General features: G+C 48.2%; 17 protein-coding genes and 1 other annotated feature (1 of these 18 running past the window's edge). Of the genes, 1 reads left to right on the top strand and 16 read right to left on the bottom strand.

All coding sequences use genetic code 11. From position 1 onward, the window contains the following. Positions 1-21 precede the first annotated feature (21 nt). From TCA2_RS07115 to lspA, 14 genes are all read right to left on the bottom strand, one after another. Positions 22-876, bottom strand: a complete 855-nt coding sequence (locus TCA2_RS07115) for an ABC transporter ATP-binding protein (RefSeq protein ID WP_047910898.1) — start codon at positions 874-876, stop codon at positions 22-24. Position 877: 1 nt separating this feature from the next. Continuing rightward, entirely contained in the window at positions 878-3,838 is a 2,961-nt protein-coding gene (locus TCA2_RS07110) for an ABC transporter permease (RefSeq protein WP_047910897.1), read from the bottom strand. Then, positions 3,838-4,944: an efflux RND transporter periplasmic adaptor subunit gene (locus TCA2_RS07105; RefSeq protein WP_047910896.1), complete on the bottom strand. Its 1,107-nt coding sequence runs from the start codon at positions 4,942-4,944 to the stop codon at positions 3,838-3,840. Before TCA2_RS07105 ends, TCA2_RS07110 begins: the two co-directional genes overlap by 1 nt. Continuing rightward, positions 4,907-5,680: an ABC transporter ATP-binding protein gene (locus tag TCA2_RS07100; protein WP_152557676.1), complete on the bottom strand. Its 774-nt coding sequence runs from the start codon at positions 5,678-5,680 to the stop codon at positions 4,907-4,909. Before TCA2_RS07100 ends, TCA2_RS07105 begins: the two co-directional genes overlap by 38 nt. Positions 5,681-5,941: 261 nt before the next feature. Beyond that, entirely contained in the window at positions 5,942-6,583 is a 642-nt protein-coding gene (gene pyrE / locus TCA2_RS07095; protein WP_047910894.1) for an orotate phosphoribosyltransferase, read from the bottom strand. Continuing rightward, positions 6,580-7,320, bottom strand: a complete 741-nt coding sequence (gene pyrF / locus TCA2_RS07090) for an orotidine-5'-phosphate decarboxylase (RefSeq protein ID WP_047910893.1) — start codon at positions 7,318-7,320, stop codon at positions 6,580-6,582. The genes pyrE and pyrF overlap by 4 nt, the downstream gene beginning before the upstream one ends. 106 nt (positions 7,321-7,426) lie before the next feature. Beyond that, a complete protein-coding gene (carB, locus tag TCA2_RS07085; protein ID WP_047910892.1) occupies positions 7,427-10,645 on the bottom strand; it encodes a carbamoyl-phosphate synthase large subunit in 3,219 nt (1,072 codons plus the stop codon). Position 10,646: 1 nt separating this feature from the next. After that, complete coding sequence (carA, locus tag TCA2_RS07080) at positions 10,647-11,789, bottom strand: glutamine-hydrolyzing carbamoyl-phosphate synthase small subunit (protein WP_047910891.1); 1,143 nt, start codon at positions 11,787-11,789, stop codon at positions 10,647-10,649. Positions 11,790-11,885: 96 nt separating this feature from the next. Then, positions 11,886-13,190, bottom strand: a complete 1,305-nt coding sequence (locus tag TCA2_RS07075; RefSeq protein WP_047910890.1) for a dihydroorotase — start codon at positions 13,188-13,190, stop codon at positions 11,886-11,888. Between the two features lie 107 nt (positions 13,191-13,297). Beyond that, complete coding sequence (locus TCA2_RS07070; RefSeq protein WP_047910889.1) at positions 13,298-14,212, bottom strand: aspartate carbamoyltransferase catalytic subunit; 915 nt, start codon at positions 14,210-14,212, stop codon at positions 13,298-13,300. Further along, positions 14,209-14,763, bottom strand: a complete 555-nt coding sequence (gene pyrR / locus TCA2_RS07065) for a bifunctional pyr operon transcriptional regulator/uracil phosphoribosyltransferase PyrR (protein ID WP_047910888.1) — start codon at positions 14,761-14,763, stop codon at positions 14,209-14,211. Before pyrR ends, TCA2_RS07070 begins: the two co-directional genes overlap by 4 nt. A gap of 805 nt (positions 14,764-15,568) precedes the next feature. After that, positions 15,569-16,822: an LL-diaminopimelate aminotransferase gene (locus tag TCA2_RS07060; RefSeq protein ID WP_047910887.1), complete on the bottom strand. Its 1,254-nt coding sequence runs from the start codon at positions 16,820-16,822 to the stop codon at positions 15,569-15,571. A gap of 218 nt (positions 16,823-17,040) precedes the next feature. After that, positions 17,041-17,982, bottom strand: a complete 942-nt coding sequence (locus tag TCA2_RS07055) for an RluA family pseudouridine synthase (RefSeq protein ID WP_047910886.1) — start codon at positions 17,980-17,982, stop codon at positions 17,041-17,043. Positions 17,983-17,986: 4 nt separating this feature from the next. Beyond that, on the bottom strand, positions 17,987-18,478 hold the full coding sequence (gene lspA / locus TCA2_RS07050; RefSeq protein ID WP_047910885.1) for a signal peptidase II: 492 nt from the start codon (positions 18,476-18,478) through the stop codon (positions 17,987-17,989). A 224-nt stretch (positions 18,479-18,702) separates the two neighbouring features. Here lspA and TCA2_RS07045 point away from each other — a divergent pair, with 224 nt between their 5' ends. Beyond that, entirely contained in the window at positions 18,703-19,437 is a 735-nt protein-coding gene (locus TCA2_RS07045) for a TraR/DksA C4-type zinc finger protein (protein WP_047910884.1), read from the top strand. A 41-nt stretch (positions 19,438-19,478) separates the two neighbouring features. On the opposite strand, the gene TCA2_RS07040 is transcribed toward TCA2_RS07045, so the two are convergent. Then, positions 19,479-19,763, bottom strand: a complete 285-nt coding sequence (locus TCA2_RS07040; protein WP_370510325.1) for a DUF5665 domain-containing protein — start codon at positions 19,761-19,763, stop codon at positions 19,479-19,481. Positions 19,764-19,996: 233 nt separating this feature from the next. Beyond that, a complete protein-coding gene (gene ileS / locus TCA2_RS07035; RefSeq protein ID WP_047910882.1) occupies positions 19,997-23,086 on the bottom strand; it encodes an isoleucine--tRNA ligase in 3,090 nt (1,029 codons plus the stop codon). 69 nt (positions 23,087-23,155) lie between these two features. Next, positions 23,156-23,300: a binding site (T-box leader), on the bottom strand (it continues 130 nt past the right edge of the window).

Below are 23,300 nucleotides of genomic sequence, written 5' to 3'. Positions count from 1 at the left end.
TCCCATTCTCCCTTTCTATGGTTACTTCGGCTGCGTAATGACGATACGCTCACCATCAAACTCAAGAGTAGCCCGATTATCAATAGACAGCGCTTCTAAATACTCTCTCGGCACCTGAAGACGGCCAGCTCGATCAATAATGACAAATGCTTCATGCACCTCGCTCCTGCCTGGGACAACCTCTGTGTCCAAATTGGCGTTGCGTTTAACAAATTCAGTGCTGGTAAGCCCGTCACGAATAGCAACAATTCGGTCTACCTTATTCGCTAGTGCCATATCGTGGGTGACGATGACAACACTGACGGCCAGTTCCCGATTCAGCTTCCGAAAAATATCCATGATCCGGTCACTTGTCTCGCTGTCAACAGAACCTGTAGGTTCATCAGCAAGCAGCAAACGAGGCCGATTGGCCAGAGAAATCGCAATGGCGACCCGCTGCTGCTCTCCCCCTGATAATTGGTGCAGTCTGCTGTGCATTCGGTGCTCAAGCCCTACCCATTCAAGCAGCTGTTTTGCATAGCTCCGATCATATTTCCCGCCAAGCATCATCGGTGTTTCCACATTTTCGAGAGCTGTCATGTAGGGAAGCAAATTCCGGCCGTTGTTCTGCCAAATAAAGCCGACGGTGTGTCTCTTGTATTCCACAAGCTGTGCTTCCGTCATCTTGAGCAGATCCCAATCCCCTACGACAGCTGTTCCAGCAGAGGGGCGGTCTAGACCCCCAAGGATGTTGAGCAGTGTTGACTTACCGCTGCCGCTGTTGCCGATAATTGCCATCATCTCACCCTCTTCGACAGTCAGGTTCAGACCTTGAAGAGCTACGACTTCAACCTCGCTGGTTTTATAAATCTTGACCAAGCCTTCGCAGTGAATCATATCAGCGCTCCTCTCCCATCTTCACAGCCTGATGTACTCTGAGTCTGCGAATTTGCCATAACAGCATCACTGCTCCAATGAAGAGCATGACTCCGGTTACGATATACAGCTGATTCGTATCACTGGCTTCGAACACGATCCGGAACGGAGGCACCTGAGTCTCTACATTATCCGTCGTTTGCAGGAATGGAAGAAACAATCTGCTCGCCAGCTGACCTATACCGATCCCTAGTGCGATGGATAACCCCGCCGTAAATACCTGTTCAAGCAGCAGCATCCCGCTCAGCTGACCTCTGGAGAGTCCCATCGCCCTCAGCACACCGAACTGAACGACTCTGCCTGACAGATTAAAGAACCAATACAGTACATAACCAATTAATGAAATAATAATGGAAACAAGAAATCCAAGGCTTAATATGCCAAAGACTCCGCCTCGCGATGGATGCTTGCTCTCTGCTACAAGCTCGGTACGGACATCCTTGACAGAGGACAATTCAATCCCTGCATTGGCTAATTCCGTCATCAGAGGAGCAACTAAGGCATCAGGCTCCATCTTGAGCCACACCTCGTACGGAATCATCGGCACCTGGTCGTAAATATAATCCAGATTGGTGATGAAGAACGGTGTCTGATCAGGGTATTGTGCCGGCCAGTATGGCAGAATACCAAATACAACAAATTCGATCATCTGCTCCTGCAGAGCAATGGATATGATGTCTCCACTTTCCAGCTGATATTTCTCCGCAAGATTAGAAGGAATTATGACGGCCCCTTCATAATGACCGAGCAGATCAAGATAACGATTCGGATGAGCTGGAAATAGATCATTACGGAACCAGGCCACCTCGGCAAAATCTACATTATCAATGCCTACAATCATTCCCTGACCTGCTGATTTACCTGAGACAATGACATTGCCTTTGGTTTGCAGGACCCTGGCAGCGTGTTCTACGCCAGGCAGCTGCCTGAATACTTCAAACGGCGGTTCAGAGTAAATCATTCTTCCGGGCGCTGTACCGCCTCCGCCCATGCCTGGATTTCCTCCACCGCCAGGATTGCCCCCGCCTCCTGGATTTCCTCCGGGATTACCGCCTGTATTTCCACCATTGTTATTTCCTCCGCCCCCAGCGCTGCCTCCGGGCTCATTCGGATTACCACCTCCGCCCGCGTTTCCACCGCTGACTGGAGTCAATTCAGGTGAACCCTCCCATACGGTCTGCATAACAACATCCGTACCATATTCATACAGCGTACGTTCTGTGGAATTCAGATCAATGGTTCTTGCAGCAGATGCATTGTACACGCCCAGTCCCAGAGTCAAAACCAGCAGGATCATAAGCGGGTAGTAAGAAGATGAAGACCGAGAGAGCTGAGTCAACGTCAGATAGAGCGGAACCGGAAAAATTTTGCGGCCGATCAACTGGATCAGTTTGAGAATCAACGGGAATAACCTCAGAAAGAACAGACCCATAGCAAATATCGCGATGGCGGGTACAAAAAATAAAAAAGGCTGCACCTGCAATTGATCGGTTGTCATTCCTGTTTGAAAGGTCAGCATCTGGCGTTCGTAGAACAGATAGTAGCCGTAGCCAGAAATACCGAGCAATAAAATATCGAGATACCACCGCTGCCATATCGGCTTACGATCACTTCTCGCCTGCCGGCGCTTGGCATCCACAATTGTCGCTCTTGCATAATTAATTGCCGGAATAACGGAAGCGATCATAGACGCAATTACCGCAACAAGCCCCAGCCAGAGTGCATCCTGCGTTACTCCTACAGGTATCGCTTTGCGATCGACGAATTCCAGGAATCCGCTAGCAGAGCCTATGCTCTTCGCCATAAACCAGCCAAGAAACGGACCTGCCATCATTGCTGCTGCGCCGAGAATCAAACCCTCCAGCAAATACAACAAAATAATCTGTCTGGCTGATGCTCCCCGGCTCCGCAGAACAGCAATATCACTCTCCTGCTTCTGAAGCGATTGTCTTGCGTTCATGACGATAAAATAGAAGACCATGGCAATCATCGGAACCGCAAGTGTGAAGAGCATGGTCTGCAGCTGCAGGCTCTGGGCTCTAAAGTTAGCAAGCAAATCACCGAAAGAGATGTCGACCTTAGTATCCTTTAATCGTTGATACAGCTCGATGTCCAATCGTTCGAGTGTTCTTCCCAGCCCTGGCAGCTGGCTCGTTTGAATCTCACCCAAGTCAAAGGCGTAATACCATCTCGAAGTCTGAAGCGGAACGCCTTTTTCTCCCAGCAAATAAGTATTCATCACTTCTGGATCGACATACAGTCCATTCATCATTCCTTCAAATCCTTGGAACCAATAAGGATCAGTCAGATCATCTGGAGTAAAGACACCTGTAATCTTGACCCTCAGCGTCAGATCCAGCCCGCTGTATACGGGATATTCCAGGATGTCACCGACATGCAGATCGTTTCGATACATACCTTCCTCGAGCATCGCTGCCTCAATCACGTTATCCCGCACCTGATTCCCTGGTATAACACCTTGAGTCACTGTTACATGATCTTCTAGATCAGTCATTGCGCCAGCGGTCATGGTCCTGATTCTGCTGGCGTCAACTTTGGTAGGATCTTCAGGACTAACTTCCGTGCTGCGGATCGTACGGACGTTAAGATAAGTATTGTGATCGAAGCCGATGCTGCTCGAAACATCTTCCCTAATATATCGATCAACTTCGTTCAGCGAGGCAAGGTCTGTCTTCGTTCCTCCTGCCGCCTGATAGCTCATGAGCAGAGAACCTGCAGGCATACCGCTGCTCTCTTCCTCCAAAGACTGAGCAACGACACGCTTTAACGCTCCATCTGCATACATAGGGATGCTGACGGTGAAACCTACAGCCACAATAAGACCAAGCAAGGTACTTAGCGTGAGCCATCGGGTATTCCACATTTTTCGAGCCAAGAGGCGCAACAAGGGCATTCCTTTCATTACCTTCCGACCACCTTCTGTCCGGGCGTCAGACCTTTGAGGATTTCAACATCCGTCGATGTCTGCTGACCTACCTCAACGTCAACCTCCCTCTTGCTACCATCCGCCTCTACAACTTGTACATACGTTCTGGATCCAATGGATCGAAGTGTAGAGATCGGTATTAACACGGCATTCTCTTTGCGCTGAGTTACAATTGATACGGTAAGAGGAGTACCGCGATTCAGCCCTTCCGGCCAATCATCCAGCTCAACAATGACATATTGGTCCAGTGATTCCTGAGCAGGAGGTGTCCCTGCTCCGCCATCTCCTCCAGAGCCCGTTTCTTCGGCTAATTCCATAGGCATTACCTGAATGGTACCTGTATGCGTTCCAGCCGCGTTAATATCCACATCAGCCTTCATTCCTTGTGCAATCACTTCCAGATCCTTCTTGGCAAAAGTAGCGGCAACGACGAGATTAGATGTGTCAGCAATGGTCGCAATCGGATCGTATGCCTTCACAGCAGCTCCTTTTTCCACCTGAACACTCAGCACGGTGCCTGCAAAAGGGGCTGACAGCGTTGATTTGCCTACCTGCTCCTCCAGATCCGCTAACTCTTGTCTTTGCTCTTCAAACGTAATTACAGCTTCTTCATATTCGACTGGGTCCATCTCGTCTTTTTTGCGGAGTGTCTCCTTCATCTGCACTTCCGCTTTTCGAATCTGCAGCTTCTTCTGGCGAATTTGCTTCTCCAGCTCCTCCACATCCAGCACAGCAATTTGCTGTCCAGCCTTCACCTTATCTCCCGGTTTGACGAACAATTCCTTGACGTGCATGCCATCAAGTGTAAAATAAACCTTCTCCTCTCTCTGACTCATCAGCTTGCCGGAACCCGAAACCTTGGTTTCAATCGTTTCTGTACGAACTTCATATTCCGGCTTCTTGGATATGGTCGGCGGTGTGATTGGGGGTAGTACCTCCTCTTCTGGTTCTGCCGGCAGTAAGGAACAGCCGCTGAGCATAAGACCTGCTGCACCAACTAGTGCAATGCTCCGAAGGCGTCTCTTCCAGCTGGTATAGGATTCGTTATGTAATAAATTTACCGTCCACCATCTCATGAACATGGTCTGCAACCTCCAAAATCGTAGGATCATGTGTCGTCATGCAGATCGTTACTTGCTCTGTTGCAATCATATTTCGAAAAACCGCCATCACTTGTGCTCCCATCTTGGAGTCAAGCTCTGCCGTTGGTTCATCCGCGAGCAGAAGCTTCGGACGATGTGCTATGGCCTTGGCTATTGCGACTCTCTGCTGCTCTCCGCCTGACAGCTCAAAGGGCCGGTGCTTCGCCCGTTTGGTAAGGCCCACCATCTCAAGGCAATAAGCCACCCTCTCCTTCCATTCACTCCTTGGAACATTTGCCATCCGAAGGGACAGCTCTACATTCTCCCATGCAGACAGTAAGGGCATCAGAGCATACGCCTGAAAAATAAAACCAATATCCTGCCGTCTGAGCTTGGTTCGACTCCCGTCTCCTGTATCATGCAGAGCCCTGCCATCAAAATAAATCTCACCACTGGTTGGCTGATCAAGACCTCCCAGCATATTTAGCAAAGTCGTCTTTCCCGAGCCTGACCTTCCTTTCAGCATAACAAGCTGCTCCGCATGGACCTCCAGATCGATACCTTTCAGTACATGAATGGCCTTGCCTCCCGTCTCAAAGCTGCGATGAACATTGCACACCTTAAGAACAGTCTCACCGGCCTCCAATCGGGATGAATCCGAATCCGAGCGCCCGATAACCTCGCTCTCCTCTTCCTTGCTGATGATCTCAAGTACAGGTGCTCTCTCTGGCGGCAGTGCATCATCCTTCTCCTGAGCAAATATAGAAGAACTCTTGTCCTCATCCTGCGTTTTTCTGCTGCGAAATGGTATTCGTATAACAACCAGCCCCCAAACATCACAAGGAAATAACTAGAATATAATTACAAATATTTCTATCTGCATTATAAACGACATAAAACAGGAATAAGTTACAACCTTTTAAAGATAATTTTCATTTGTTCGGGACAACAAAAAAACGGCCCTCCGCAGGGCCGCCTATCTATAGAAACTTTTATATTACAATCCAAATGAATTTGGATCTTCACGCCAGGAGCGAAGCAATTCCAGGTCCGTTTCGGCAATAGCTCCTTCACGCAGAGCCACCTCAGTCAGCGCTGTATAATTGGACAAGCTTTGCAGTGGAATTCCCGCTTCTTCAAAAGCCTTCGATGCCCGATCCAGCTGATAGCTGAAGATTGCCAGTACGGCAAGTGCCTCTGCTCCAGCTTCCTGTACCGCCTTTGCAGCCTTCAAAGAGCTTCCTCCTGTGGAGATCAAATCTTCAATGACGATGACTTTTTGACCTTCGCGAACAAGTCCCTCGATCAGGTTTTCTTTCCCGTGCCCTTTGGCCTTGTCACGAATGTAAATCATCGGAAGTCCCAGCTTCTGCGCAACGAATGCAGCGTGAGGGATACCGGCGGTTGCAGTTCCAGCGATGACTTCTGTTTCCGGATACTGCTCGCGGATAACTGCTGCGAACGATTCAGCGATTAGATCTCGAATTTCGGGATAGGACATCGTGAGCCGATTGTCACAATAGATCGGAGATTTAATGCCGGAGGTCCAGGTAAAAGGCTGATTCGGACGCAGTGCCACTGCCTTAATCTGTAGCAATTTGGATGCCAGCTGTTCTGGAATTTGCGTTAATGTTGTCATTGATTCATCATCTCCTCAATAATTTGCTCTGCTGCCGCTCTTGGGTTCTCACTGGCAGTTATAGGCCGGCCCACAACGATGTAGCTGCTGCCTCCAGCGATGGCTTGTCCAGGTGTAAGAATTCGGGACTGGTCGCCTACCGCGCTTCCCGCAGGGCGAATCCCCGGTGTAACCGTATAAAATTGATCTCCACATGCTTCTCTGATTGCAGCTACCTCTAGCGGTGATGCAACTACACCTTGAAGTCCCGCTTCCTTGGCGAGCGAGGCATAGCGTACAACAGCCGTCTCTACATCGCCTGGAATGCCAATTTCATCGTTCATCGTCGCCTGATTCGTACTTGTCAGCTGAGTTACTGCGATAATCGTCGGAACTCTAAGTCCCTCCTCTTCCGCTGCCTGTTTGGCTCCCGCCAGTGCAGCGGACATCATCTCTCTGCCCCCAGCGGCATGAACGTTGAACATATCCACACCCAGCCGGGTAACGCTATGTGAGCCACCCTTCACTGTATTGGGGATATCATGCATTTTCACATCCAGAAATACAGAATACCCTTTCTCCTTAAGCTCTTTCACAAAGGACGGACCTGCCGAATAGAACAGCTGCATTCCGACTTTCATGTAGCAAGGTATTCCCTCAAGACGGTCAATCAGCTGTCTCGCACCGTCTGCATCAGGATAGTCCAACGCTACCATCAGGCGTCCAGCCATTTCTTTATATTCAGAAGATAATTGCATCTGCCGCTCTCCTCCATCCATTTCTTTTATTCGTTATAAAGGACATCGGATAAAGCCCGCTGATTCAGAGCTTTATCGATGTCCTCTAAGATATTGTCTATGCGAATCAGCGGCTGAACGCTGGCATGGATTCGGAGGAGAAGTTAATGGTCTCCAGCATTTGCAGAAGTGCGCGTACCGTATCCAGAGACGTCATACATACAACCCCGTTCTCAACAGCTTCCCGGCGAATACGGAACCCGTCACGCTGCGGTGTTTTACCTTTTGTCAGCGTATTGAATACGAAGTTCGCTTCACCTGTACGAATCATATCCAGAATGTTCGGTGTTCCTTCGCTGAGCTTGTTGACGGTTTGAACCGGAATTCCCGCCTTAGCGAGTGCATCCGCAGTACCGCCCGTTGCAATGATCTTGTAGCCAAGCTTGTAGAAGCCGCCGAGCAGAGATACAGCCTCGTCCTTGTCTTTATCTGCTACAGTGGCGATAATCGCGCCGGAAGAAGGAATCTTCATGCCGGCTCCGATCAGTCCTTTGTACAGCGCCTTCGCGTATAGCACATCACGACCCATAACTTCACCCGTAGATTTCATTTCAGGTCCCAGCGTAGGTTCTACACGGCGCAGCTTCGCAAAGGAGAAGACCGGCACTTTCACCGATACATGATCACTCTCCGGCCATAGACCATCCACATAGCCTTGATCCGCAAGCTTGTTGCCAAGAATCGCCTGGGTCGCCAGATTCGCCATTGGAATGCCGGTTACTTTGCTCAGGAATGGAACGGTTCTTGAAGATCTAGGGTTAACCTCGATAACATACACATCATCTTGATAGATAACGAACTGAATGTTCACGAGCCCGATCGTCTTGAGTTCCTTCGCAATTTTAATCGTGATATCTACAATTTTTTCTTTCAAATGTGCTTCCAGGTGCTGCGGAGGATATACTGCAATGGAGTCACCGGAGTGAACACCTGCCCGTTCAACATGCTCCATAATTCCCGGGATCAGAACCGTTTCACCGTCACAGATCGCATCGACTTCAACCTCTTTACCCAGCATATAGCGGTCAATCAGCACCGGGTGCTCAGGATTAATCTTCACTGCCTGCTCCATGTAGCTGAGCAGCTCGCTGTCGGAGTATACAATCTCCATCGCGCGTCCGCCAAGTACGTAGGAAGGACGCACCAGTACCGGATAGCCCAAACCTTGTGCAGTGCCAACGGCCTCATCAACAGAAGTAACTGTGCTGCCTTGCGGCTGTGCAATTGACAATCGGGACAGCAGTGCTTCAAATTTCTTGCGGTCTTCGGCTTCGTCAATGCTCGCAAGATCTGTACCCAGTATCTTCACTCCTGCTGCGGCAAGCGGTGCAGCCAGGTTGATCGCGGTTTGTCCACCGAACTGCACGATGACGCCGATCGGGTTCTCCTGCTCAATTACGTTCATTACATCTTCGAAGAACAATGGTTCAAAGTAGAGTCGGTCAGACGTATTGAAATCCGTGGATACTGTTTCAGGGTTATTATTGATAATAACCGCTTCGTATCCCGCCTTTTGAATCGCCCATACCGCGTGTACTGTTGAATAGTCGAATTCGATACCTTGGCCGATCCGAATCGGACCCGAACCGAGTACCACAATCTTCTCCTTGTCGGAAGGAAGAACCTCATTCTCGGTTTCATAGCTTGAGTAGTAGTATGGTGTGGTTGCTTCGAACTCTGCTGCGCAGGTATCTACCATTTTGTAGACAGGACGCAGGTTTTGAGCCTCACGCAATTCACGGACTTCACTTTCCTTCGTATGAGCTGTCCCTGGTTGACCTTCAGCACGAAGCTCGGCAATAGAACGGTCTGTAAAGCCCATGCGTTTCGCTTGATACAATGTTTCCGCAGTCAGTTCTTTCTCTGACCGAATCTGGTCTTCGAATTTGACGATGGCTTCAATCTTATCCAGGAACCACCAGTCAATCTTCGTAATATCCTGAATTTCTTGGAGCGTGTATCCACGACGGAATGCTTCAGCGACTAAGAACATTCGCTCATCGTCCGGTTTAGCAAGGCGGTTTCTAAGTACCTCATCTTCGAGTGTTGCCGCTTCTTTTAGATAGATGCGGTTCACACCAATCTCGAGAGAGCGGACAGCCTTATGAATGGACTCTTCAAAAGTACGCCCGATCGCCATAACCTCGCCGGTTGCTTTCATCTGAGTACCCAGCTTACGGTTAGCGGATGTAAATTTATCAAATGGCCAGCGTGGAATTTTACTTACGATATAATCAAGCGTTGGCTCAAAGAATGCATAGGTTTGACCTGTTACCGGGTTAATGATCTCATCCAGTGTATAGCCGAGTGCGATCTTGGCCGCCATCTTAGCAATCGGATATCCCGTTGCTTTGGAAGCCAGAGCAGAAGAGCGGCTGACACGCGGATTAACCTCGATAACATAGTATTGGAAGCTTTGCGGATCCAGCGCAAATTGCACGTTACATCCACCCTCAATGTTCAAGGCGCGGATAATTTTAAGCGATGCCGAGCGAAGCATTTGATATTCACGGTCGGACAGCGTTTGGCTTGGAGCCACAACGATACTATCGCCTGTATGCACGCCTACCGGGTCAAAGTTCTCCATGTTGCAGACAACGATACAGTTATCGTTAGCATCCCGCATGACTTCATATTCGACTTCCTTCATTCCCGCGATACTCTTCTCAACGAGGCACTGTGTAATCGGGCTGTAACGAAGACCCGAAGCTACAGTCTCAAGAAGCTCTTCTTCATCTGCACAGATACCGCCTCCCGTTCCACCCAGCGTATAAGCAGGTCGAACAATGATTGGGTATCCAATCTCATTAGCGAATTTTACTGCTTCTTCTACTGTTGTTACAATCGTGCTTTCTGGTACCGGCTGTTCCAGCTCACGCATCAGTTCACGGAACAGATCACGATCTTCCGCTTTCTCAATCGAAGTAAGCTGAGTTCCGAGCAATTTTACATTTTCACTTTCCAGTACGCCGGCACGAGCCAGCTCCACGGCCATGTTAAGGCCCGTTTGGCCGCCAAGCGTTGGAAGAAGTCCATCCGGACGCTCCTGACGAATGATTTGGGTGACAAAGTCGAGCGTGATGGGTTCGATATATACTTTGTCTGCCATATTGGTGTCTGTCATAATCGTAGCTGGGTTGCTGTTTATAAGAACAACTTCCACGCCTTCTTCTTTGAGCGCTTGGCACGCTTGGGTCCCGGCATAGTCAAACTCTGCAGCCTGACCGATGACAATCGGGCCGGACCCGATGACAAGAATTTTCTTGAGGTCTTTATTAATAGGCATGTTAGCGTGCTCCTTTCCCTGCTGCGGCAAGAACGGCTTGGCGCGGCTTCTGCGGGTTGTTTTGTTTATGTTCACGAATCATATCAAGGAAGCGGTCGAACAGATAGGAATTATCCTGTGGACCTGGTGCTGCTTCTGGATGATACTGCACTGAGAAAGCAGGGTATTTGGTATGCTTCAACCCTTCAATCGTTTTGTCATTGTTGTTGATGTGTGTAACTTCCAGATCTGTTCCTTTAATGGATTCTTCGTTAACCGTATAGCCGTGATTCTGGGAAGTAATATAGCAGCGTCCTGTTTCAAGCTCCTTCACCGGATGGTTACCGCCGCGGTGTCCGAATTTCAGTTTTTCCGTATTTGCACCTGCTGCCAGAGCGAACAGCTGATGTCCCAGACAGATCCCGAAGATCGGATATTCACCCAGAAGCTCAGATACCATCTTGACTGCATGAGGCACGTCTTTTGGATCCCCAGGGCCGTTAGAGAGCTGAATTCCGTCCGGATTCAATCTACGGATCTCTTCTGCCGTCGTGTCATGAGGTACGACCACAATGTCACAGCCGCGCTTGTTCAGCTCACGCAAAATCCCTGTTTTCGCACCGTAGTCAACAAGTACGATTTTTTCACCGATGCCAGGGCTGTTATATACATGTTTCGTAGAAGTCATTGGCACCTGGTTGCGAAGCTCATCAATCGTCGTATCACCCATCATTTCCAGAAGCTCTTCAACCGGCTTGGAGCCTGTTGTTAGAATCCCCTTCATCGTTCCTTGGTGACGAATGCGGCGTGTCAGCATCCGTGTGTCGATATCACTGATACCGATAATCCCATGTTCTTTGAGCAGCATGTCAATGCTGTATTCAGCGCGCCAGTTGCTTGGCACCGGTTCGTAACGGCGAGTTACGAAACCATGCACGTATGGACGGATGGATTCAAAGTCATCCCGGGTAATTCCGTAGTTTCCGATCAGCGGATAGGTCATTGTTACAATTTGTCCGCAGTAAGAAGGATCAGAGAGCACCTCTTGGTAGCCCGTAATTCCTGTATTAAAAACGACCTCACCTGTTTGCTCACCTTCAGCCCCGAATGCTCTGCCTGTGAACAATGTGCCGTCTTCTAGTAATAATCTTGCTTGTGCCTGCATCCAACTCACTCCTTCGTTGTATCTGTTTCATATTTAAAATGTGCTTACATAATGAATTGATAAGATAATAGTGCGTAAACCATATTGATTACTTGTTTAGCTTAATGTTGGATCAGAATATACCTTCTTGCCGTCTACAAAAGTCATAACCGGCCAGCCTTTGAGCTCCCAGCCTGTGAATGGAGTATTGCGTCCTTTGGTCGCAAACTCGTTCGGATCAACCGCGCGAAGTCCTTCAAGATCAATGATGGTGACATCCGCGATGGCATCCTTCTCAAGACGACCTGTATCCAGTCTGAATACCCGAGCAGGCTCAGCTGTCATTTTGTCAACAAGAAACTTGAGCGTCCATTTTCCTGTCTCCACGAACTTGGTATAGAGCAGCGGAAATGCGGTCTCAAACCCGACAATTCCGAACGGAGCGAGCTCCATCCCTTTGGCTTTCTCCTCCGCGCTGTGAGGTGCATGGTCTGTGACGATCATATCGAGCGTTCCGTCCTCAAGCCCCTTGATGCAGGCTTCTACATCACGGCGGGAACGAAGGGGAGGATTCATCTTCCAATTCGCATCCAGACCCGGAATGTCTTCATCTGCCAGTATCAGATGGTGCGGACATACCTCAGCCGTTACTTTAATTCCGATTTCTTTCGCTTGGCGGATCAGTCTTACGGATTGCTCTGTACTTACGTGGCAGACATGGTAGTGCACGCCTGTGGCTTCTGCCAGCAGAATGTCGCGTCCTACATGGATTGCCTCAGACTCGTTTGGAATCCCTTTGAGCCCATGCTTCCTTGCGAACTCTCCTTCGGCTACACATGCGCCTTCTACCAGAGAGTTATCTTCACAGTGAGCAATAACCGGCATATCCAGCGAAGCCGCTAAGGCCATCGCATCCTTCATCATCTGCGCGCTCTGCACACCAACACCGTCATCTGTGTAGCCGATCGCACCTGCTGATTTAAGTGCTTCAAAGTTGGTCAGCTCACGGCCCAGTTCATTGATCGTAATAGCTGCATAGGGCAGTACTTTTGCCAGATTTGCTTCCTGTGCTTTTTTCAGCACCATCTGCACCGTTTCCGGATCATCTGTGACAGGTCTCGTATTCGGCATGCAGGCGATGGTGGTAAACCCGCCTTTTACAGCAGAACGGCTGCCGGTTTCGATCGTCTCTTTATGCTCAAATCCCGGCTCCCTAAGATGTACATGCATGTCGATCAGCCCTGGGACAACCAGCTTGCCTGCCGCATCAATCACTTCTACATCTGTATCTTCTGAAGCGAAGTAGCCTGCATTTTCATCCATGATGTCAAGAATTTTGCCATCCGCTATCATAATGCTTTTCCGTTCAAGTTCCCCTTCTTGATTCAGCACGTTTGCATTCTTTATAAAATAAGCTTTCATTTATATCCTCCGCTCCGGTCACCCATCTACGTTATTCAAGATGTTTGTACCTGTTTAATGTTGGTAGCTGATATTTTTCTCTGTCTTGTCTTCTACTTCATGCCTATTTATAGAAGCAATGCGCGTTCCATAACCGCCATCCGGATTGGAACTCCGTTCGACATTTGCGGGAAGATCCGGGAAGCCGGACTCTCTACGACCGCGTCATCAATTTCAACATTCCGGTTTACCGGAGCAGGGTGCATAATAATTGTGCTTGGATTCAGCTTCGCGGCACGCTCTTCTGTAAGTCCGAACTGCTCACGATACTCCTCTGCCTTCATATCAATGCCTTTATCATGTCTTTCCAGCTGGACTCTCAGCATCATGACTACATCCGCCTTGAGAGCTTCATTAATGCTGATATAAGGCGCGTGTGCTTCAAGCTCAGGAGCCTTCATCATGTCTGGAGCACAGAACTTTACGTTCGCTCCGAGTTTTTGCAATGCCCACAGATTGGAGCGCGCTACCCGGCTGTGCTTGATATCGCCGATGATGGAGACATTCAGTCCCTTGAGACTGCCGAAGGTTTGACGCATCGTGTACAGATCCAGCAGCGCCTGGGTTGGATGCTCGTTGTTTCCGTCTCCTGCGTTAACCAGAGGTACCTTCACTTTCTCAGCAAGCTGTGCAAGTACACCTTCCGGCTTCAATCGAATCACTCCAGCATCAATTCCCATTGATTCAAGTGTGCGTACCGTATCGTAGATTGATTCTCCCTTGGCTACACTGGAAGCCGCCGCAGCGAAATTCAATACCTCAGCACCCAGTCGTTTCTCTGCCATCTCAAAAGAAAATCTCGTTCGCGTGCTGTTCTCAAAAAACATGTTTGCAACGAATCTGGACGCAAGAACCGGCACTAGCTTCTCCTCTTGTTTATCCCAGTGTGCCGCCCGATCCAGAATCGACTCGATCTCACTTGCTGCCAGATCCTTCAGTCCCAGCAGGCTGCGCTCTCTAATACTTTTCGCGGTTAGTATCATGCTTCATTCCCCCGGTTCTGATTAATGGTGACTTCGTCTTTACCATCAACTTCGATCAGAGCAACCTCGATCGATTCCGATCTTGAGGAAGGGACATTCTTCCCGATAAAATCAGGTCTAACCGGCAGCTCGCGATGACCGCGGTCTGCAAGTACGGCAAGCTGTATCATTTGGGGACGGCCGATATCCATCAAAGCATCCATTGCAGCACGAATGGTTCTGCCTGTGTAGAGGACATCGTCGAACAGAATTACTTTTTTATTGTGAATGTCAATGTCCAGCTGCTGCTTCATGCTTCGTCTTACATCTGCCTCCACATTCCGGTCATCCCGATAAGGGGTGACATCGAGGTCAATGCAGGGAACCTTTTTCCCTTCAATTTCCTCAATCTTTGCTGCAATGCGTTCTGCGAGATATACACCGCGTGTGCGGATGCCGACAAGAATACAGCCTTCGATTCCTTTGTTCTTCTCCAAAATCTCATGTGCAATCCGAGTGAGTGCTCTGCGAATTGCAATCTCATCCATGATGACGTGTGCTTCACCGCTCATGTGTTTAACCTCCTCCTGGGTTTCCTTGCTTTCTTATGGTCCCGTGACGAGATAAAAAAAACTCCCTGCCGATAAAACTTGGGCAAGGAGTCTCAAAACCGCGGCTACGCACGCCGGGTCACTAAGCTCTAAAGGACATACGGAAGCAGCAGCCGCAGCTACAGATCCGGGTCCAATCACGTTACCTTGCCAGTCTCACGGGACTGATTTAAAGGTGCTATTCATGTTATTGCGCAGGCGTGTAACCTCTCTGGATTACTCACATTCCTAGGCAATTTTTCATCGACATGAATTATGACAGAAAGCTTATCCTCTGTCAACACCTTAACCAAAAAGAAGCACCAAGTGAAGTAATAAACGTTACACAGCGATGAGATTTATACAAAATTATCAGAGGAATATACATTAAACATTCATTATTTTTAATAATTATACAATAACTCCGTATATTTATCCACTGTTCTTTTTTGAAGCTTGGGATCGGCATAGTGTGACCTTAGAAGCGATCCGAGTTTAAAGAACTTTGGCAATGCACACAAAAAAAGAGACCCTCAGCAAAGGGTCTCTTACCGTACGTATTTAATAATTAATGGTCATCCTTGGCAAGTCTGCGGAACATAGCTGTAATACCGATTCCGCCCAAGACCATAATAACTGCGATCATTGCGATAAATTCCATAAAATTATGCCTCCTTCATGGATTTCTTATAGATCTAGTCTACCTCAATTCGGAGGACTTTTATTAATCAATCCGTGACAAAACTATGAAAGATACCACTTGGATATATTTGGATTAAGATTAGGATTAGAATTCGAACTGAACATCACTTAGCCGGCGTTTTATTTCACCGATTACACGCTGCTCCTCTTCTTCACCGTTTGCTTCAAATGTAACAGAGAAACGGACAAAATGACCGGCATCGTCCCACGGTACAGAAGAGATCAGCTTCTCACGAATGAGAAACTGAGAGAAATCTTCACCGGATTCAAAACGTCGCCCCCCCGCAATTCCAGATGGAGCTTCAACGTACAAGTAGACGGAGCCTTTTGGCTTCTCTACTCGGAAGCCCAGCTCATTCAATGCCTGGACCAGCAAATCATGACGACGGGAGTACTTCTCTGTCATTTTTAACGTAATTTCTGGATGTGCAAGTCCATAGGCAGCTGCTTTTTGAATAGCCGTAGATTGCCCTGAATCATGATTGTCTTTTATTTCGCTGAACGCCTTTATAACAAGCGGATTCCCCGCAGCGAACCCCATGCTCCAGCCTGTCATATTGAACGATTTGGAGAGGGAATGGAGCTCTACGCCCACATCTTTGGCACCTGGCACAGACAAGAAGCTGAATGGCTTGACGCCATCATACGTAAGAGCTGCATAAGTGGCATCATGCACTACCATCACATTGTACTTCTTAGCCCATTCGATCACTTCAGTGAAGAATTCAGCTGTTGCGCTAGCACCTGTTGGATTGTTCGGATAATTCAAATAAATCAGCTTCGCACGAAGAGCAATCTCTTCTGGAATCGAAGTGAGGTCAGGCAGGAAATGGTTCTCTTTGGTCAATTGAACATTGTAAACTTCTCCGCCCAGATACTTCGTATGCGTACCCATAACAGGGTAACCCGGTACAGTCAGAACGGCAACATCACCTGGATTGATAAATGCAGAAGGGATGATGGCCAGAGCGGACTTGGAGCCGGAGGAATAAACGACCTCAGTCACAGGATCGATATCTTCTACACTGAATACCTCTGCAAGATATGCTGCAGCCGCTTCTTTAAATTCTGGAACTCCATTATTTGCATACCCGCGATTTTCCGGCTTCGCAGCCTCTGCAGCTAGTGTCGCAGCGATTCCGGTATCCATCATTTCATTTGGCTCGTAAGCTCCCAGGTTTATCAGTTCAATGTCGGGAAAATTTTTATTCGCCGCTGTAATTGCGCGTTTGATTTTATCCAATTTATTGTTGTTTGGCGATTTACCATAGTTCGGACCGCCGATACGATCAGCAAAGCAATTCTGAATATACGTTTCTTGGTATTTGTCAATGCTCATGAGTGTCCATCCTCCCTTGTAACCAGTTTGCATTTCGGAAAATGCCTGTCACACTTATTACCCATTGGATTGAGGTTTTCCACCAGTTTGCATTCAATCACCATGAAATATTCAGGCATTCTGTAAGTTTCTCTTCTCAAAAAATCATAAAGAAAGAGCCGCACATCACTGCGGCCCTTTCAGTTTCTATATAAGACTCGAACATATAAATGAACAGCTTATCTGCTTCGGAGTGAAGCGAGTACATCTTCCATATCTTGAGGCAGAGGGGCGTTAAATTCCAGTGTTTCGCCTGAATCCGGATGAACGAAGCCCAGCGTTGCTGCATGCAGTGCTTGTCCGTTCATCTTCACACCCTTGCTTCGTCCATACATCGGATCTCCGACTAGCGAATGACCAATAAACTTCATGTGCACCCGAATTTGATGGGTTCTGCCCGTCTCCAGCTTGAGCTCTAACAAGGTGTAGTCCCCAAGCCGCTCCATCACGGAAAAATGAGTCACTGCATGCTTGCTGTTACGCTCCGTTACGGTAAACATCTTCCGATCGTGTGCATCACGGCCAATAGGCGCATCAATGGTCCCCTGATCATGCTGAACATGTCCATGGACCAATGCAATATAACGTCTATTGACACTATGGTCTTTAAGCTGCGCCGCAAGCGATGCATGGGCTTTATCATTCTTCGCAGCCATCAGAAGTCCTGACGTATCCTTATCAATTCTGTGCACGATGCCAGGACGCAGTTCTCCGTTGATGCCAGACAGGTCATGGCAATGATACATCAGCGCATTTACTAGCGTACCCGAGGCATGGCCTGGTGCGGGATGTACAACGAGACCTCTCTGCTTATTTACCACAATGACACTCGAATCTTCATAAACCACTTCAAGCGGGATATTCTCGGGCAGTATTTCAACCGCGGCAACCTCGGGGACAACAAGCTCAATCTTGTCTCCTGCTGCCAGTTTATAGTTCGACTTTACTTGGCTGCCGTTAACGGTCACCTGACCATCACCAATCCAGATTTGAACCTGGGAACGCGATACGCCCTCCATACTGTCAGCAATATATTTATCAATTCGTTCCTTAGCGAAATCCGCCTCAACGGTCCATTCTTGGATGTCCTGGCCTGATTCCTGATCGGACCGATCTGTCATAGATTTATTCCTTCCCTTCCTCTTGGCTCTGTGCCGCCTGCTTCTCACGTCTTGTTTCAAGCAGTGTGTCCAATATAATCAAGCCTACACCGACGACAATCGCAGAATCGGCGATGTTAAAGATCGGAAAGGTGTAGCTTCCAAAATTAAATTTAAAGAAATCGACAACCTCGCCCATCAGCAGTCGATCGATAAAGTTGCCCAGTGCACCGCCAAGCACCATAGCAAGAGCTACAGGTAATATTTTATCCGGCTGTGATTTCACCTTGTAGATATACCAGATCAAGGCTACAGCTACAATCGTTGTTACCACAATAAAGAACCACGTCTGACCCTGCAAAATGCCGAAGGCCGCTCCACGATTCCGATGGGAAGTGATCAAGAAGAAATCGCCAATTACGGATATTTCCTCCCCAATGGTCATCCGAGTTGCAACAAGCCATTTTGTACCCTGGTCCACTAGAAAAACAATTAGTGCAATGACATAATATATCACCTTTTTTTGTCACTCCGATCCTTCTCTTTTACCATTCCATGGGTAATGCCTCGTATATTGTAGCACAAGGTCACGAACAGCGTCTATTTTAAGCTGGCTCCTGGGAATGGACGGCCATGGTGAATCATTTTTGCAAAATCCTCCTTCTCTAAAATTGAACAAATCAGCACACTCTATACAGACAAACCGATGAAGGATAAGTTCAACTAAAGGAGTAGACCGCCATGACGCATCTGACGAAGCAGGAATGGAACAGCTTGAAGAAGCAGCTTCTTGAGCAGCAACACGATATCGAGCAGCGCGAGAAGGAATCCGATCATTACGGGCTTAGTGGATCAACACGTTATGAAGCCGGAGAGTTAACGACTTTTGATAATCACCCAGGTGATGTTGCAACAGAAATGTATGAACGTGAAAAAGATATTTCGCTAAACGAGCACGATGAATTTATGCTTGAACGAATCAAAAGCGCGCTGAATCATATGGAAGAGGGCGATTACGGTATTTGCGCCGTATGCAGCAAGCCTATTCCTTATGAACGCCTTAATGCAGTACCGTATACCATTTATTGCAGAGAGCATGCTCCTGAAACCTCGGTATCGGAGGACCGTCCGATTGAGGAGGAATTCCTAAGTCCTCCATTCGGCAGAACAAGCCTGGATGAAAAGGATACCCAGAATGGATTCGATGGTGAAGATACCTGGCAGATTCTCGAAAATTACGGGAATTCCAACACGCCCGCTCTTCAGGAAGGCAACAATAACGATGATTATGATGCCATGTACATGGAGGCTGCCGAGGAGATTGATGGCTGTGTTGAAGCGTATGAGAGCTTTCTCGCGACAGACATATACGGCCAAAACGTATCCGTTGTACGCAACAAGCAGTACAGAAGATATTTGGAGAATCACGAGGGCATGAGCATTTTGGAGCCGGATGTTATTGAAGATGAACTATAGTTCGTCTTCCTAAAGCGAATTCCATCTAATGCTTAAGCGCTCTAATATGTATCCAGCTCCAATTGTCTCTGTACGATGCGTACAATATCGGCAATGTAATCCCCGACAATCGGTAAATTCAGCGCGCCAAGCAGCTGAAGAACATACACAATTGTCGCAGCAAAAAAGGTGAATCCGATCGCAATCCCGACCCCTCTTGCTGTTCCGGATAACAAATTAAGCCAGATCAGTCGCAGAGGCTTGTGCAGCAGTCTCGTATAATCTGCAATCCTTGATTTCTCCAGATCAAGAGCGAGCTTCTGAAGAACACTATGCATCTCATCCATCTGTTCGTCCATTTGCTTCACTTCTGCGGAATAATGCTGACGAATGCGTGATCTTCGCCGAATATTGTTCATAACGAAAAAGGCCTCATTCCTTCAATTATTTCAGTAAATATGAAACGAGCCGTAAGACGAGGGAGTTATCCTTCGGCATTAGCGGCTCGCTTTCACATGCAATTCTTTGCTATTATGTCCGCTTTGCCGGCATTTTAGCCGGAAAAGCTTCCTTATTTTTTCTAGTGAATCTTAACGCCAATCGTTCTCGAACCGGCTTCAACCCGTTCCATATCATCCGATGCACCAAACGTCAAATCTGTAACCAATACGTTCTCGCGAAGGACGGATTCAAAAGCTTCAATTGCAGCTCTCAGCTCATGATCCACATCCAGAGTCAGGTTCACACGCTTCTCAATCGGAAGATCAAGCTTCTTACGCGTATCCTGTACCGCACGGACCACCTCACGAACCAGACCTTCCTGTTCAAGCTCAGGCGTTATCTCCGTATTCAATGCAACGGTCAGTCCATAGCCGGAAGCTGCCGCAAAGCCTTCTTTTGCTTTTTTCTCAATCAACAGCTCTTCGCTTGTCACTTCCAGCTCTGCTCCGTCCGGTGAAACGATATTGAACTGCCCGGCTTCAACAACTGAACGAGTATCTTCTGCACTCATCGCTTTAAAATGATTTTGCAGGAAGCCTACATTCTTGCCGTATTTCTTACCTGCTACTTTCAGATTAAGCTTAAGAGTAAAGTCGACAAACCCGCTGTCGCTCGTCTCCACCTCAATACTCTTCACATTAATCTCATCCTTGATGATTTCTTCATAGCCTGGGAGATCAAAGTCATGGCTGAGTGATACAATCAGCGCCGACAACGGCTGACGAGTCTTGATCCCTGTCTCGTTACGGACATTCCTTGCAAGCTCAACAATGTTACGTGCCGTTTCCATATCCTGCTCCAGCTTCTCATCAATCAGAGCTTCATTCGCTGCCGGATAATCGGTCAGATGCACACTGCCCTTTCCTCCAAGGTTACCGTAGACATCTTCGGACAGCATCGGTGTAAATGGCGCCATCAGCTTAGACAACGTTAAGAGAACCTCCGTCAGTGTGCCATACGCTGCAAGCTTATCTTCAGTCAGACCGCTGCCCCAGAACCGATCACGGGAACGGCGGATATACCAGTTGCTCAATTCGTCGACAAATACTTCGATCGCTTTTGCCGCATTCAGGAAGTCATTCACCTGAAGTCCCTTGCTTACTTTTGCAATGAGGGAGTTCAGACGTGACAGCACCCAGCGATCCAGCTTATTCTCGGATCCTTCGAATGGATGCTTCTCTGGATCATATCCATCAATGTCAGCATAGAGCGCAAGGAAGGCATGGGTATTAACAATCGTGTCAATGACCTTGGATTTGGCTTCTCCGACGATGCCCTTGGAGAAACGCTTGCTGTTCCATGGAGCACTGTCTGCAAGGAGCGCCCAGCGGAATGCATCCGTACCATACTCCTCAATGATTTCCCAAGGATCAATTACATTTCCTTTGGATTTGGACATCTTCTGTCCGTTCTCATCCAAAATATGACCTGTTGCCATAACAGCCTTATAAGGTGCTCTACCTGTGAACAAGGTAGAAACAGCCAGCAGGCTGTAGAACCAGCCGCGGGTCTGATCAATTCCTTCACAGATCATGTCCGCAGGATATTGCTGTTCGAACGTCTCTTTGTTCTCAAACGGATAATGATGCTGTGCATACGGCATCGACCCGCTGTCAAACCACACATCGATCACTTCTGAGGTCCGTTCCATAACTCCATGCTCACAGTGTGTACAATGTACCTTCACTTCATCAACGTAAGGCTTATGAAGCTCAAGCTCCGGACTTACTTCAGTGGTCGCATGCTTGCGCAGCTCTTCGTGGCTGTGAGGAGCGAACTGACCTCCGCAATCCTGACATACCCACACGTTCAGCGGAGTACCCCAGTAACGGTTACGACTAATGTTCCAATCCACCAAATCCTCAAGGAACTTACCAAAGCGTCCTTCACGTACGTGTCCTGGATACCAATCCACCGTATTGTTGTTGGCAATCAGCTGATCCTTCACTGCCGTCGTTTCGATAAACCAGCTGTCCATAGCATAGTACAGAAGAGGAGATTTACAGCGCCAGCAGAATGGATAGCTGTGCTCAATTTTTTCCTTGCTGTACAGCAGTCCCTGCTCGGACAGATGCTTCACAATATCCAGATCGCAATCCTTAACAAAACGTCCGGCGAAATCGGTAACTTCCTCGGTATACTTCCCTTCCGAATTCACGACACTCACAAAGCTGATTCCATTCTCACGGCAAGTCTTATAGTCATCCTCACCATGAGCCGGAGCCATATGAACAATCCCTGTGCCGCTGGCATCCGTAACAAAGCTTGCTCCAACCACGATATTCGCTTTTTCGGCTGAAATATAGTTGAACGGCGGAGTATAAGTCAAGCCAACAAGCTCAGAGCCTTGCAAGGTGGACAGCACCTCGTAGTCACCCTTCATTACTTTCTCGACGAGATTTTTTGCTACGATATAGATTCCGTCTTCCTGTTTAACACGTGCGTATTCCATCTCCGGGTTAACAGCAAGCGCAACGTGAGACGGGAGTGTCCAAGGCGTCGTTGTCCAAGCCAGGATATACTCATCACGGTCATGAAGCTTGAACTTCGCTGTTGCACTAAGGTCCTTCACATCCTCATAGCCTTGTGCCACTTCGTGAGAGCTAAGTGTCGTCTGGCAGCAAGGGCAATAAGGACTTACCCGGTGGCCCCGATAGAGCAGACCTTTGTCATGAATCGTAGCCAGGATGTTCCATACACTCTCGATGTAGGTGTTATCCAGTGTTACATAAGGATGATCCAGATCCGTCCAGTATCCGATCGCTTCCGTGAGCTCACGCCATTTATGCTCATATACGAATACGCTCTCTTTACATTTCTTAATGAATTCTTCCACACCATAATTCTCAATTTCTTGTTTTCCGCTGATTCCCAGCTGTTTCTCTACACCGAGCTCCACCGGAAGACCATGCGTATCCCAGCCTGCCTTGCGGACAACCCGATATCCGTTCATCGTTTGGTAGCGGCCGACAAAGTCCTTAATTACACGGCCCAGCACGTGACCGATATGTGGTGCTCCATTCGCTGTAGGCGGTCCTTCATAGAAGACATAATTAGGTCTGCCTTCACGATTCTCGATTGATTTCTTAAATGTATCTTCCGCCTGCCATTTTCCCAGGATTCGCTGCTCACGTGCGCGAGCCTTCTCCTTGACGTCAACTCGTTTCATCCATCTCTTCCTTTCATCAGTTACCTATGTGTAATACAACTCCAAGAAAAATAAAAAAGCCCCGCCCCAAAAAGGGACGAGACTGTTCTCGCGTTACCACCCTAGTTCCGTCATCTGTCTGCATGTGACAAATAAACGGCGCTCTAATCCTTATGTGACTGCCATAAGGAGCCGATGTAACGTTCGGCACACGGTTCGGCTTAATTGCAGCTGC

The sequence above is a fragment of the Paenibacillus sp. TCA20 genome (assembly GCF_000732325.1).
GTDB classification, from domain to species: Bacteria; Bacillota; Bacilli; order Paenibacillales; family Paenibacillaceae; genus Paenibacillus; species Paenibacillus urinalis.
The sequence above is the reverse complement of the archived record's forward strand: the minus strand, read 5'-3'. Positions and strand labels throughout refer to the sequence as shown.